The 13,400-nt window shown below is 55.4% G+C and carries 11 protein-coding genes; 3 read left to right on the plus strand and 8 right to left on the minus strand.

The window, feature by feature from the left end:
* Positions 1 to 5 precede the first annotated feature (5 nt).
* Complete coding sequence (locus HZS52_RS19075) at positions 6 to 1,247, minus strand: lipoprotein-releasing ABC transporter permease subunit (RefSeq protein WP_022523891.1); 1,242 nt, start codon at positions 1,245 to 1,247, stop codon at positions 6 to 8.
* 179 nt (positions 1,248 to 1,426) lie between these two features.
* On the opposite strand from HZS52_RS19075, the gene HZS52_RS19080 reads away from it, so the two are divergent.
* Positions 1,427 to 2,494 (plus strand): agmatine deiminase family protein, encoded by a 1,068-nt coding sequence (locus HZS52_RS19080; protein WP_190373400.1) that lies wholly within the window; start codon positions 1,427 to 1,429, stop codon positions 2,492 to 2,494.
* A gap of 10 nt (positions 2,495 to 2,504) precedes the next feature.
* Entirely contained in the window at positions 2,505 to 3,407 is a 903-nt protein-coding gene (locus HZS52_RS19085; protein ID WP_159176645.1) for a carbon-nitrogen hydrolase, read from the plus strand.
* A 114-nt stretch (positions 3,408 to 3,521) separates the two neighbouring features.
* Here HZS52_RS19085 and HZS52_RS19090 read toward each other — a convergent pair whose 3' ends face one another.
* The 4 genes from HZS52_RS19090 to HZS52_RS19105 all read right to left on the minus strand — a co-directional run bounded on the left by HZS52_RS19090 (position 3,522) and on the right by HZS52_RS19105 (position 9,081).
* Positions 3,522 to 4,478 carry a Nudix family hydrolase gene (locus HZS52_RS19090; RefSeq protein WP_138800082.1) on the minus strand — a complete coding sequence of 319 codons (957 nt, stop codon included), beginning with the start codon at positions 4,476 to 4,478 and terminating at the stop codon, positions 3,522 to 3,524.
* A gap of 121 nt (positions 4,479 to 4,599) precedes the next feature.
* The gene (gene argJ / locus HZS52_RS19095; protein WP_027959100.1) at positions 4,600 to 5,829 is read right to left on the minus strand and encodes a bifunctional glutamate N-acetyltransferase/amino-acid acetyltransferase ArgJ; all 1,230 of its coding nucleotides are present in this window, start codon (positions 5,827 to 5,829) and stop codon (positions 4,600 to 4,602) included.
* A 67-nt stretch (positions 5,830 to 5,896) separates the two neighbouring features.
* A complete protein-coding gene (secA, locus tag HZS52_RS19100; RefSeq protein ID WP_190373401.1) occupies positions 5,897 to 8,629 on the minus strand; it encodes a preprotein translocase subunit SecA in 2,733 nt (910 codons plus the stop codon).
* A 101-nt stretch (positions 8,630 to 8,730) separates the two neighbouring features.
* A complete protein-coding gene (locus HZS52_RS19105; protein ID WP_022523897.1) occupies positions 8,731 to 9,081 on the minus strand; it encodes a hypothetical protein in 351 nt (116 codons plus the stop codon).
* A gap of 110 nt (positions 9,082 to 9,191) precedes the next feature.
* On the opposite strand from HZS52_RS19105, the gene HZS52_RS19110 reads away from it, so the two are divergent.
* On the plus strand, positions 9,192 to 9,653 hold the full coding sequence (locus HZS52_RS19110; RefSeq protein WP_009286397.1) for a DUF721 domain-containing protein: 462 nt from the start codon (positions 9,192 to 9,194) through the stop codon (positions 9,651 to 9,653).
* Positions 9,654 to 9,789: 136 nt separating this feature from the next.
* Here the strand turns inward: HZS52_RS19110 and lpxC are convergent, their stop codons facing one another.
* The 3 genes from lpxC to ftsA all read right to left on the minus strand — a co-directional run bounded on the left by lpxC (position 9,790) and on the right by ftsA (position 13,335).
* Complete coding sequence (lpxC, locus tag HZS52_RS19115; protein WP_009286396.1) at positions 9,790 to 10,701, minus strand: UDP-3-O-acyl-N-acetylglucosamine deacetylase; 912 nt, start codon at positions 10,699 to 10,701, stop codon at positions 9,790 to 9,792.
* Between the two features lie 134 nt (positions 10,702 to 10,835).
* Positions 10,836 to 12,011, minus strand: coding sequence for a cell division protein FtsZ (gene ftsZ, locus HZS52_RS19120; RefSeq protein WP_022523898.1), 1,176 nt, complete (start codon positions 12,009 to 12,011; stop codon positions 10,836 to 10,838).
* Between the two features lie 34 nt (positions 12,012 to 12,045).
* Entirely contained in the window at positions 12,046 to 13,335 is a 1,290-nt protein-coding gene (gene ftsA, locus HZS52_RS19125; protein WP_022523899.1) for a cell division protein FtsA, read from the minus strand.
* Positions 13,336 to 13,400: the final 65 nt, after the last annotated feature.

The raw sequence follows: 13,400 nt of genomic DNA on the forward strand, positions 1-13,400 counted from the left end.
AGCCATTATTCATAGCGCAACACATCCGCCGGCTGAACTTTTGCCGCCCGCCAAGCGGGATAAAGTGTCGACAGGAACGTCAGACCAAAGGCGGCCAATACGATACGACTGACATCATTCCACTGCAGGCGTGAAGGCAGGTCGCTAATGAAATAGACCCCAGCATCCAGGAACTGAATCCCCAGCGTTCCTTCCACCCAGCCAATCAGATCCGCAATGGTCAGCGCCAGCAGCACACCCACGGCCACCCCAACAGCGATACCAATCAGCCCGATGGCCATGCCCTGAACAATAAAAATCCCCATAATCGAGCTCGGTTTAGCACCGATAGTCCGCAGAATGGCGATATCCGCGCGTTTATCGGTGACGACCATGACCAGCGTCGAGACGATATTAAACGCCGCCACGGCGATAATCACAGTTAACAGCAGCGCGATCATGCGCTTTTCCATCTGTATCGCCTGGAAAAGATTGCCTTGAGAGAAGGTCCAATCGCTGCCCCGATACTCCGGGCCAAGCTCATTGAGAATCGCCTGGGTCTCGCTACTGGCGGCAAACAGATCATCCAACTGGAGGCGAAGCCCGCCAACCGCATCACCCAGGCGCGCAAGAGTCTGCATATCTTCAATATTGGCGTAGGCCAAATTAGCGTCTAGTTCGGCACCGACGCTAAAAATACCGCTAACGGTAAAGCGTTTTAAGCGTGGAAAGACCCCGGCGGGGGTGATTGATGCTTCGGGTACAAGCAGCGTTACTCGATCCCCCACGCCAACGCCCAAGTTGCGCGCCAGCATTGAGCCCAGCACCACATGCCACTCTCCGGGAACCAGATCGGTCAATTCACCTTGGCGCATGTGCTCACCAATAATTGACACTCGGTCTTCCCATTCCGGGTTGATGCCATTGACCATGGCTCCCTGATTACGCCCGCCCACGGAGAACATACCTTGTTGCTCAACGTAGGGCGCCGCACCAATGACCCGCTCCCTTTGCATAAGCTCTTCAGCCAGAGCCTGCCATTCAACCATGCCCTCCCGGGACTCAATTTTAGCGTGGGGCACCATGCCTAAAATACGTGTGCGCAGCTCATGGTCGAAGCCATTCATCACCGACAGCACCAAAATAAGTACGGCGACCCCCAGCATTAGCCCCAACATCGAGGTGAGCGAAATAAACGAAATAAAGTGGTTCCGGCGTTTAGCGCGCACGTAGCGCAGCCCCACCAGAAAAGGCAAACGATCAAGCATGGCGTCATTCCTTATCAATAAGCGCTCATGGTACGGTTTTTTTAGTCTCTCTGCATGTTCAAACGGCCATTAGAGCGGCCTTCGCCGTGAGCGTTCAGAATAAAAACGTTACGCTTGCAACTTGCCCCGCCACACCCTACATTGCGCCGATTTACTGCTGACAGTGGGGCTGCGCTTTTATGACGTATCGTTTGCTACCCGAATGGTATCCCCAAGATGGGATACAACTGACCTGGCCACGCCCAGACGGCGATTGGGCGCCTCTGCTTGCGCGCATCGAAGCCACCCTCGAGCGTATCGTGATGGCCACCGCGCGCTATCAGTGTGTGCTTATTTGCGTACCAGACGAACTAACCAAGCAGCGCTTGGCCGATACTTTTCACGCCTACGGCGTGCCCGCTGAACGCCTGCAGCTTATTGTCGCACCCACTGACGATACCTGGGCGCGGGATCATGGCCCGATCAGCGTGGTCGATGAAGATGGCCAATGTGTCTTGCTCGATTACACGTTCACCGGCTGGGGTGGAAAATTTCCCGCCGAGCGCGATAACTTGCTCACCCAATGGCTTGCCGATGCGGGGGCCTGGGCCTGCCCGGTGGCCTCGCGGAATCTGGTACTGGAAGGCGGCGGTATAGAAACTGACGGCGAAGGCACCCTGCTCACCACCGAAGCATGCCTGCTTAACCCCAACCGTAACCCCACGCTATCCCGAGCAGAGGTAGAAGCGCAGCTTAGCGACGACTTCGGCGTTGACCGTGTGCTGTGGCTGGCCAACGGCCATTTAGAAGGCGACGATACCGACAGCCATATTGATACCCTGGCACGCTTCTGCAACCCAACCACCATCGCCTATGTGCGTTGTGACGATCCCCACGACCCGCACTACGCGGCCTTGGCGGCGATGGAGCAAGAACTGCAGTCTTTCCGGCAACGCAATGATGAACCCTACCGGCTTGTTCCACTGCCCTGGCCCCAAGCCTGCTTTGACCCGGAAGATGGCCACCGCCTGCCCGCCACCTACGCAAATTTCCTGATCATCAATCAGGCCGTACTGGTGCCTACCTACGGCGACCCGGCGGATGTCACTGCACTGAACGCGCTAGCGGTTGCTTTTCCTGAGCACACGCTAATTCCGATTGAGTGCGTAAGCGTTATTCGCCAACATGGCAGTCTGCACTGTTTAACCATGCAGCTTCCACAAGGCACGCTTGCCCGGGGCACGCCTGCCACGACCGCTATTTGCTAAAGGAGTCACCATGTCGACAACGCTAACCGTCGCTGTTGTGCAGCAACCCGCGTGGCCGGACAAAGCCCAAAGCCTGTCAGCAAGCGAAGAAGGTATCCGTAGCGCCGCTAAACAAGGCGCGCAGTTGGTACTGCTACAAGAACTGCACGCCACCCACTACTTCTGCCAATTTGAAGACCCTGCCCTGTTTGATCTAGCGGAACCGCTGGATGGCCCTACCGGCCAGCGCCTGGCGGCGCTCGCTAAAGAGTTGAATATTGTGCTGGTTGGGTCGCTATTTGAACGCCGCGCTCCAGGGCTATACCACAATACTGCGGTGGTCTATGACCGCGCCAAGGGCCGGGTAGGTCAGTATCGTAAGATGCACATTCCCGATGATCCCGGGTTTTATGAGAAGTTTTACTTCACGCCGGGTGATCATGACAGCACCCGCGGAGAAGGCTTTACTCCGATCGAAACATCCGTGGGCCGTCTCGGCGTCTTGGTCTGCTGGGATCAGTGGTACCCCGAAGCCGCCCGTCTTATGGCGCTAGCCGGTGCCGATTTACTGCTCTACCCCACGGCGATCGGCTGGGATCCCAGTGACGACGGGGAAGAAAAGAGCCGCCAAAAAGATGCCTGGACAGTGATTCAGCGCGCCCACGGTGTCGCCAACGGCTTGCCGGTTCTAGTCGCCAACCGGGTTGGCTTTGAGGCGGATCATTCTGGGGTGGGAGACGGCATTCAGTTCTGGGGCGGCAGCTTCGTCTGCGGACCACAAGGTGAACTATTGGCCCATGCGGGGGAAGAGACTGAACAGTTAGTCGTTCAGCTGGATATGGCGCGCAGTGAAAATACCCGCCGCATCTGGCCCTATCTGCGCGATCGTCGTGTGGACGCTTATGGGGATCTGACTCGCCGCTACCGCGACTAGTAGGCTTGGCCTTAGTCTTAAAGATGAAAACGTAAAAACGCCTGCCTTGGCTAAATACCGAGGCAGGCGTTTTTCATTATATAACGCTCTTTTTATGCGTTCTGGCTTGGCGTGTTATTTCCAGAAATCGCGGATCGATGCGATTCCTTGAGCGCCCACGGCACGGGCATGATTGGCATCAAAGCGCGTCATGCCACCCAGTGCGAATACCGGCATGCCTGCGCGCTCTACCAACTGCTGGAAATCATGCCAGCCGAGCGGGAATACTTCCGGGTGTGACGGTGTGGTGCGCAGCGGCGATAAGCTAACAAAGTCGCAGCCTAACACCGCCGCCTGGGTAAGCTGCGTTTGGTTGTGTGTTGATGCGGACAGCCACTTGCTTTCGGCAATCGGACGACGCTCGAGCTGCATCAAACGCTCGCTGGTCAAATGAATGCCATCGGCGTCAATGTGATCAAGCAGCGTCGGCTCACCATTGAGCAGCAGTCGCGCGCCGTGCTCACGACACAGGCTCAAGGCACGCTGGGCACGAGCCAGATAAGCCGCTTCATCCAACTGCTTGGCGCGCAGTTGTACCAGGCGAATTTTGTCTTCACGCAGCGCGCGTTCCAAAAACGCATCGAAACGCGCCTCATCCAACTCTTCCCCGGTAATTAAATACTCGGTAGGCAACCTTACCGCTCGCAGAATCGGCAAATTAGCCGCCGGGAAGGGGTAGTTGGAGAGCTCGCTCATGGGCACCCAGCGCACCGCCTGCCCTTCACGACCAAAGGGCTCGCCAGCAAACTCATGCACTTGCCATACATCGAGCAAGATATGCTTGTCGGGGTACTCATGGTGGACGCGAATCAACGGCTGGGCACAAACAATCTCAACGCCTAGCTCTTCGTGCAGTTCACGCTTTAACCCTTCGAGACCTGTTTCATAAGGGGCCAGTTTGCCGCCTGGAAACTCCCAAAGCCCGCCATGATCTACGTTTGATGGCCGACGAGCGATCAGTACTTGCTGTTGATCGGCGCTGATAATCGCTGCCGCCGCGACGTGAACCCGTCGTTTTACCTTTATGCTCATAGACTCATATACTCGTTACGTCTTTATCCACTGCGTGCACCAATGCTAAAGGCATCGGTGCTATATCGCTGCGTGTGCCCACTACCCCTGCCAACCAACGCCCCACACAGGGGGAGACTGATTAGCTGCGGTAATCCGCGTTAATAGACACATAGTCATGGGAGAGGTCGGAGGTCCATACCGTGGCACTTTCCTCGCCGCGCCCCAAGTTAATGCGAATGGTAATTTCTGACTCGGCCATGACGGCGCTTCCTGCCGCTTCGGTATAGCCTGCAGCACGCCCGCCATTTTCAACTAGACGTACATCGCCTAAATCAATCACCACACGGTTGACATCAAAGTCGCTTACAGGCGCTCGTCCTACCGCGGCCAAAATACGCCCCCAATTAGCATCTGAAGCGTAAAGCGCTGTTTTGACTAGCGGTGAGTGCGCAACAGTAAAGGCCACATCGAGCGCCTCTTGACGACTTTTCGCTTCGTCGACCTGAAGGGTAACGAATTTGGTTGCGCCCTCGGCGTCGCGAATAATCGCCTGCGCCAGCTCGGTCATTACCCGCTGCAAGGCGTTGCTGAAAACGGCAATCTGCTCATCATCGGCAATGCGGGGGCCTGTGCCGGTCGCTGCCAACATACAAGCGTCATTGGTAGAGGTATCGCTATCCACCGTGATGCAGTTAAACGAGCGATCGACGGTTTCACGCAGTAGCCGATCCAGCAGCGGTGCTTCGATAGTTGCATCGGTCACCACAAAGCCCAGCATGGTCGCCATATTGGGCTTGATCATGCCAGACCCTTTCGTGATGCCGTTAATCGTTACCTGCTGATTGCCTATTTCAACCGTGACACTGGCGCCTTTGGCACGAGTATCGGTGGTTAAAATACCTTGGCCTGCGTGTTCCCAGGCAACACTGTCGCTGGCCATGCTTTCAAGCGCCGGTGCCAATCCCGCTAGCAGACGTTCCATCGGCAGCGGCTCGCCAATTACGCCGGTTGAAAACGGCAGCACGTCCTGCGACGACACACCGGCTTGTTTAGCCAGTTCTGCACAGCTAGCCCTGGCATCCCGCAAACCTGCTTCACCCGTACCTGCGTTAGCATTGCCAGTGTTGATCAGCCAAAAGCGTGGCGAACGGTGTTCTGCCCGGCACTGCTCGAGGTGTTGCTTGGCCACCAAAACGGGCGCTGCGCAGAACGCATTACGGGTAAAGACCCCAGACACCGTCACGGTCTCGGGCAGTTCAATCACCACTACATCACGACGATCCGGCTTTTTGATACCCGCCATTGCAACCCCCAGGCGCACCCCTTTTAGGGGTGGCAACTCTGGAAAGGGAGTGTTTCCAACCGCCATGATTTTCTCCTTTAGACAAAGACCGTTTCACAGACCGTCTCAAAAAACGGTCTCAAAACGGGCGCCGTTAGCTTAGTTTTCCACAGCACTGCTTGTACTTTTTACCCGAGCCACAAAAACAGGGGTCGTTGCGGCCCACTTTCGGGCCTTCGCGACGCACAGGGCGGCCATCAACACCAGGCGCTTCCTGCTCAGTTTCGGGCTGCTCCTGGGCCGGGGTGTCATGACGGCTTGCCGCCGTGGCGGTTTCCCGCGCCAGCGCTTCGCGGCGCTGTTGCTCAAGGGCGTCTACTTCCTCGGGCTGACGAACCTGTACGTGGCTCAGAATGCGCGTCACATCGGCTTTAATGTGCTCTAACAGCTGCTGGAAGAGTTCAAAGGATTCACGCTTGTACTCTTGCTTGGGGTTTTTCTGAGCATAGCCACGTAGGTGGATACCGCGACGCAAATGATCCATCGACTGAAGGTGTTCTTTCCAACGCGTGTCCAGTACTTGCAGCATGACTTGCTTCTCAAAGCGACGAATCAGCTTCTCGCCAGCCGCCTCGATTTTGGCTGCATAGGCCTCGCGGTGCATCGTCTGCAGCCGTTCACGCAACTGTTCTTCACTAAAGCGATCATCTTCGGCGGCCCATTTAACCACCGGTGCGTCAAGGTTGAACTCCGTCTTCAAGTGCGCTTCCAAGCCGGGCAGATCCCACTGCTCGGGCAGGCTTTGGGGCGGCACGTAGTCGCTGATGGCCGTCTCCATCACCTCTTCGCGGATACCAATAACGGCATCAGCCACATCGTCCGCGGCCAGAATCTCATTGCGCTGGTCGTAGATCACCCGGCGCTGATCGTTGGCAACGTCGTCGTACTCAAGTAGCTGCTTACGAATATCGAAGTTACGCCCTTCGACTTTCTTCTGGGCACGCTCAACGGCGTTAGAGACCATTTTATGCTCAATGGCTTCGCCATGCTCAAGCCCCAATGCCTGCATCAAGCGTTTGACGCGGTCAGAGCCGAACAGGCGCATCAGACTATCTTCAAGCGACAAGAAGAAGCGCGTTGAGCCGGGGTCACCCTGGCGTCCGGCACGGCCACGCAGCTGGTTATCGATACGCCGGGACTCGTGGCGTTCAGAGCCCACCACATGCAGGCCGCCAGCGGCGAGCACACCATCGTGGCGCGCTTGCCACTCGACTTTTAACGCCTCAACCTGTTCTTGGCTAGGGTTTTGCAGCTTGGCGACTTCGGCCTCCCAGTTACCGCCTAGAACGATATCGGTGCCACGACCGGCCATGTTAGTGGCGATCGTAATCGCCCCTGGGCGGCCTGCCTGAGCAATGATCTCCGCTTCACTCTGGTGCTGCTTGGCGTTAAGCACATTGAACGTAAGGCCCGCCTCGCGCATCAGCTTGGCAAGGTACTCGGATGTCTCAATAGAAGCCGTACCCACCAGCACTGGACGCCCGGCTTCGGTCTCGGTTTTGACATCTTTGATGATCGCTTCGTACTTCTCTTCAGCGCTCAAATAAACCAGATCGTTGAGGTCTTTACGGGCCAGTGGCCGATTGGTGGGAATCACCACCACGTCGAGGCCGTAAATTTGCCGAAACTCAAAGGCTTCAGTATCCGCCGTACCGGTCATCCCGGCGAGTTTTTCATACAGACGGAAGTAGTTCTGGAACGTCGTTGAGGCTAGCGTTTGGCTTTCGCGCTGCACCGTGACGCCCTCTTTGGCCTCGACGGCTTGGTGCAACCCTTCCGACCAGCGGCGCCCGGGCATAGAGCGGCCGGTGTGCTCGTCGACGATCACCACCTGACCTTCAGAGATGATGTAGTCGACATCACGGTTATAGAGATGGCGGGCGCGCAGCGCCGAGTGCATATGCTGAAGCAAGTTAAGGTTTTGCGCGGCATACAGCGACTCGTCATCGCCCAATAAACCTTCAGCGCGCATCAGCTCTTCAACTTTATTATGCCCCTGCTCGGTTAACTCTACTTGCTTCTGCTTCTCGTCGACCAAGAAGTCACCAACAACCGTGACTTCCTCATCTTCAATCTCTTCGCCTTTTTCAAGCTGCTGGGCAAGTTGATTGACGACTTTATAGAGGTCGGTATTCTCATCGACCGCACCGGAAATAATCAGCGGCGTACGCGCTTCATCGATAAGAATCGAGTCAACCTCATCGACAATCGCATAGTGCAGGCCACGCTGAACTTTATCTTCTAACGAGAACGCCATGTTATCGCGTAGATAATCGAAGCCGAACTCGTTGTTGGTGCCATAGGTAATATCACACTGGTACGCATGACGCTTCTCTTCGCCTGTCTGGCCGGAGAAAATGACGCCAATGGTAAGGCCCAGAAATTCATACAGCGGACGCATCCACTCAGCATCACGGCGAGCCAGGTAGTCGTTCACCGTGACCACGTGCACCCCTTTACCCGGCAATGCATTCAGGTACACCGCCAGCGTCGCCACCAGCGTTTTACCCTCACCGGTTTTCATTTCAGCGATGCGGCCACGGTGCAGGGTCATGCCGCCTACCATCTGCACATCGAAGTGACGCATGCCCATAACGCGCTTACTGGCTTCTCGCACGATCGCAAAGGCGGGCGCTAACAGCGAATCAAGCGACTCACCGGCTTCTAAGCGCTGGCGCAGCTCGGCGGTTTTACCTTGCAGTTCAGCATCGCTAATCGCCTCAAGCTCTGCTTCTAATGCGTTAACCTGCGGCACCTTCTTGTGCATGCGTTTGACATCGCGGTCGTTTTTAGAGCCCACGACTTTTCGTAATAAATTATTAAGCATGAAATATCCAAGTATTCACGAGCGTCCCAGCGGACATTGCCCTTTCAATGCATGCTGTTTATCTCTAGAGCATGCACAAAGTAGATGTATTATCGACAGACTTAGCGGGAAGGCGGGCCGCGCTGGGTCAAGACATCCCGGGCGGCGACCAGCATAGCCATCGGGGCTAGCCAGAGACATAGACGCCGAACAGGCGCAAAGCGCTGGGGGCTTTGAGCAAAACGTTGCAGCGCGCGCCGACGCCTGGCCACCCAGTGGGACTGGGCGCGTAAAATCGCGGGCACCCAGAAACAGATCGTGACGCTACGCTCACCGCCGCGGAATGCATCTGCAGGGCCTAAACTGGCGGGTAAAAGACAACTCACCAACAGACCGGCCAGCCACCAACGCGCTAAACCGTAACGGCGATGGCGCCGCGGCAAAGCTGATTGAACATCAAGCGTAGGTGACATGCTGTAGACCGGCTCCTGAGCGTGGTAGAGTTTACTAATCAGCCATCGGCGAAGGTGGCCGACGTCATTAGTAGCGGTGCCTAAACAGCAGCACCCTAGGAATTAAGCGTATGAGTATAAAGGTTAAGCGTTCTCGCGCACAGCCCATCGCCCGTCTGCTCTCCAAGTCGGGTGATATTAATCAGTTAATGCGCCTATCTCGTCTCATCGATCAGGCCCAGCGACACTTGCGCGCCCACTTGCCCGAAGAGATGCGCGAACATATTTTTGTGGGTGGCTTTAGCGAAGGTCGTTTAACCCTGATTAGCGGTCAGGCAAGCTGGCTGACGTGGTTACGCTTCGAACAGCGGCGCTTATTGGAACTGCTCCATCAACTGCCTGGCTTTGAAGGAGTCAGCGGCTTTACCTTTAAGGTACGCCCTGTACGCCCTATTGTGGCACCAAAGCGTAACACGCGTAGTCTGTCGGCCGACGCGGGCAAAACCCTTTCCGAGTGCGCTGAAGATACTACCAATCCAGCGCTAAAACGTGCCTTGGAACGGCTTGCATCTCATGCTCGGCCAGCCAAGTAACGCTCACACCATTTCTCTTACCATCAGGCTTAGTGCCTTATCGCCACACTCTTAAAAGCATAAAGCACCGCCTAAGCGATGCTTTATGAATCAAAAAGTAAAAAAGCGCTAATATAAAAAGCGAAGCCTAGCTACATCACGCCATTGCAGGTGCGGCATAAGAGATCGGCGCAACCGCCTTTTCCTCTTCAAAGGTGACAATTTCATAGGCATCGGGCTGCGCCATCAATTCGCGACAGAGCTGATTATTGAGTGCGTGGCCAGATTTCACCCCACGGAACTCGCCGATCAGGCTATAACCCAGCTGGTACAAGTCACCGATAGCATCCAATACTTTGTGCTTAACAAACTCATCTTCGTAGCGCAGGCCGCCTTCATTAACGATGCGGTAATCATCCACCACAATGGCGTTGTCTAGACTTCCGCCTAGCGCCAGATTGTTAGAGCGTAAGAACTCTAAGTCGCGCATAAACCCGAAAGTACGTGCACGGGAAACTTCTTTAACGAAGGACGTGGTCGAGAAATCGATCAACGCGGTCTGTTTCTGCTGCTCAAAAACAGGATGATCAAAGTCGATTGCAAAGGAGACTTTGAACCCTTGATGGGGTAAGAACACCGCTTCTTTATCGCCATCGGTCACCGCTACACGGTGCTTGATACGAATGAATTTCTTCGCAGCATCCTGCTCTAAAATTCCCGCTGATTGGATTAAAAACACAAATGGACTCGCACTGCCGTCCATAATAGGCACTTCAGGTTCACTAACATCCACATAGGCGTTATCGATACCCAACCCAGCAAAGGCCGACATCAGGTGCTCAACGGTAGCTACCTTGACCCCGTTAAACACAAGAGCAGTACATAGCTTGGTATCTTCAACCAATTCTGCCCGTGCGGGAACGTGCGCAACGGGATCCAGATCGGTTCTAACAAACACAATCCCAGTATTGGCCGGCGCCGGACGCAGAGCTAAGTGGACTTTTTTGCCAGAATGCAGGCCCACTCCGGTGGCGCGAATGACGTTTTGTAGGGTGCGTTGTCTGATCATGGATAGTAGCCGAGCTCTAATGACGGTAATAACCGCAGGGGAAAAGTTATCAAACAGTGTTCACTTTAACAGCAAACGAGCGTTTTAGCCAATAAAACGCTCGCTCGCTGTTGCAATGAGCCTGATAGCGAGAATCAATCCGCCTGACGGCGTAGAAACGCGGGGATGTCCAGATAGTCATCGGCTTCGGAAGCGCGACGCTTTTCAGGACGCGGTTTTGCGGCCGCTTCGGGTGCTTCAGCGCGTGCTGTTGCCTGCTGACGCATTACCGTTGGCTGTTGCAACTTGCGGTAATCCGAGGACTCTGCAGCTGACCGACGGGCAGGCTCGCGCGCGGCCGCCTTAGGCTTTTGCCCATCCAAGCCGGCGGCAACAACAGTGACACGCAGTTCGTCGGACATTTCCATATCAATGGAGGTGCCGACGACAATGGTGGCATCTGGAGACGCAAACTCCTGGACGGTAGCGCCTACATCGTTGAACTCGCCGATCGACAAATCGGGGCCTGCAGTAATGTTGACCAAGATACCGCGTGCGCCGTGAAGGTCGATATCTTCCAGCAGCGGGCTGCGGATCGCTTTCTCGGCGGCTTCGCGAGCACGATTTTCACCCGTGGCACCACCGGTACCCATCATCGCCATGCCCATTTCAGACATAACGGTGCGCACATCAGCAAAATCGACGTTGATGATGCCCGGGCTGGTGATCAGTTCTGCGATACCTTGAACAGCCCCCAGCAGCACATCGTTCGCCGCACTAAAGGCCGTCAGTAGCGTGGCACTCTTGCCCAGCACAGAAAGCAATTTTTCATTAGGAATAGTGATCAGCGAATCCACGTGCTCAGAGAGCTCTTTCATGCCCTCTTCAGCAGCGCGCATACGCTTTGGCCCTTCAAAGGGGAAGGGGCGCGTCACTACCGCGACGGTGAGAATCCCCAGCTCTTTGGCGACCTGAGCCACAACCGGGGCGCCTCCGGTACCGGTACCACCACCCATGCCAGCAGTGATAAAGACCATATCGGCACCGACCAGCAATTCCGCAATGCGTTCGCGGTCTTCCATTGCGGCTTGGCGGCCCACGTCGGGATTGGCACCTGCGCCTAATCCTTTAGTGATTTCGCTACCCAATTGCAACACCGTCTTCGCTGCACAGCGTTTCAGCGCCTGGGCGTCCGTGTTGGCGCAGATAAACTCAACGCCTTCAATATTGCTTTCGACCATGTGGTTAACAGCATTGCCGCCACCGCCGCCAACGCCAACCACTTTGATGACCGCACTGCTCGAGGGTGCGTTATCTACCAATTCGAACATAAGCCCCGTCTCCTGAACCGCGCTTGCGGCCCTGTCAGAAATTTCCTTTGAACCAGCCTTTAATTCTTGCCAGCGCCGAATGGTCTTCCTTGATATCACGCCGGGCAAGCTCGTTACGGCCCTTATGGGCTGCAACCACTCCCCCGTGGCTTCTTAGACCTTGCCCATGACGCGTTTCCTGCAAGGCATAATGCAGCAGACCAACGCCCGTCGCATAAATGGGATTACAAACGACGTCCGCCAAACCTCTTACATTCTGCGGACATGCGATACGAACGGGCATATGGAAAATCTCTTCTGCCAATTCGCTAACCCCTTCCATGCGCGAGGTACCGCCGGTAAGCACTATCCCAGCAGCCACCATGTCTTCATAGCCACTACGGCGCAATTCGTCTCTCACTAGCGTAAATAGCTCTTCGTAGCGTGGTTCTACCACTTCAGCAAGCGCTTGGCGCGATAGATCACGCGCTGGACGATCACCTACGCTAGGTACTTTAATCATTTCATCGCTGGCGGCTAAATGGGTTAGCGCGCAAGCGTATTTAACTTTGATCTCTTCAGCGTGCTGCGTGGGTGTTCGCAACGCCATGGCGATATCGTTAGTGACTTGATCCCCGGCGATAGGAATCACCGCCGTATGGCGTATGGCGCCTTCGCTGAAAATAGCCATGTCGGTGGTTCCACCACCAATGTCGACCATACAGACGCCCAGTTCACGCTCATCTTCAGTCAGCACGGCCATACTAGAGGCGAGCTGCTCTAAGATAATAGCATCAACTTCAAGACCGCAGCGGCGCACACACTTCTCAATATTCTGCACCGCGTTTAATGCGGCTGTCACTAAGTGCACCTGTGCTTCCAAGCGCACACCGGACATGCCAAGCGGCTCACGAATGCCCCCCTGGGCATCAATCGAGAACTCTTGGGGCAGCACATGCAGCACTCGCTGGCCTTCAGAGATGGCACGCGCCCGCGCGGAGTCAATCACACGTTCAATATCGGAGGGCGTTACCTCACGCTCTTTAATAGCGACAACGCCATCCGAGTTCATTGAACTGATATGGCTGCCTGCCACGCCAACGTATACCGAGTGAATATCACAACCGGCCATTAATTCTGCTTCTTCAACGGCGCGCTGGATAGACTGCACAGTCGATTCAATATTGATCACTACGCCACGCTTCATGCCACGCGAAGGATGCGAACCAATACCTGCAATTTCAATTCCGCCGTCGTCGGTAGGTTGACCGACTATCGCGACGACCTTGGACGTTCCAATGTCCAGCCCGACCACCATATTGGATGCGTTGGGTGAGCCTGCCATGAGTCGGGAAATCTCCTTGCGTCATTGTTAAAAATAAATATAAATAGGGTGGCGCTTAATCTAAC

This window comes from Vreelandella titanicae, from assembly GCF_014697095.1.
GTDB classification, from domain to species: Bacteria; Pseudomonadota; Gammaproteobacteria; order Pseudomonadales; family Halomonadaceae; genus Vreelandella; species Vreelandella titanicae.

What these genes read in the sequence shown, in the direction of transcription:
- ftsZ (WP_022523898.1), bottom strand. Translation starts at nt 12,011, where the DNA reads ATGTTCGAATTGGTAGATAACGCACCCTCGAGCAGTGCGGTCATCAAA.
- lpxC (WP_009286396.1), bottom strand. Translation starts at nt 10,701, where the DNA reads ATGATCAGACAACGCACCCTACAAAACGTCATTCGCGCCACCGGAGTG.
- HZS52_RS19090 (WP_138800082.1), bottom strand. Translation starts at nt 4,478, where the DNA reads ATGAGCATAAAGGTAAAACGACGGGTTCACGTCGCGGCGGCAGCGATT.
- HZS52_RS19105 (WP_022523897.1), bottom strand. Translation starts at nt 9,081, where the DNA reads ATGTCACCTACGCTTGATGTTCAATCAGCTTTGCCGCGGCGCCATCGC.
- argJ (WP_027959100.1), bottom strand. Translation starts at nt 5,829, where the DNA reads ATGGCGGTTGGAAACACTCCCTTTCCAGAGTTGCCACCCCTAAAAGGG.
- HZS52_RS19075 (WP_022523891.1), bottom strand. Translation starts at nt 1,247, where the DNA reads ATGCTTGATCGTTTGCCTTTTCTGGTGGGGCTGCGCTACGTGCGCGCT.
- HZS52_RS19110 (WP_009286397.1), top strand. Translation starts at nt 9,192, where the DNA reads ATGAGTATAAAGGTTAAGCGTTCTCGCGCACAGCCCATCGCCCGTCTG.
- secA (WP_190373401.1), bottom strand. Translation starts at nt 8,629, where the DNA reads ATGCTTAATAATTTATTACGAAAAGTCGTGGGCTCTAAAAACGACCGC.
- ftsA (WP_022523899.1), bottom strand. Translation starts at nt 13,335, where the DNA reads ATGGCAGGCTCACCCAACGCATCCAATATGGTGGTCGGGCTGGACATT.
- HZS52_RS19085 (WP_159176645.1), top strand. Translation starts at nt 2,505, where the DNA reads ATGTCGACAACGCTAACCGTCGCTGTTGTGCAGCAACCCGCGTGGCCG.
- HZS52_RS19080 (WP_190373400.1), top strand. Translation starts at nt 1,427, where the DNA reads ATGACGTATCGTTTGCTACCCGAATGGTATCCCCAAGATGGGATACAA.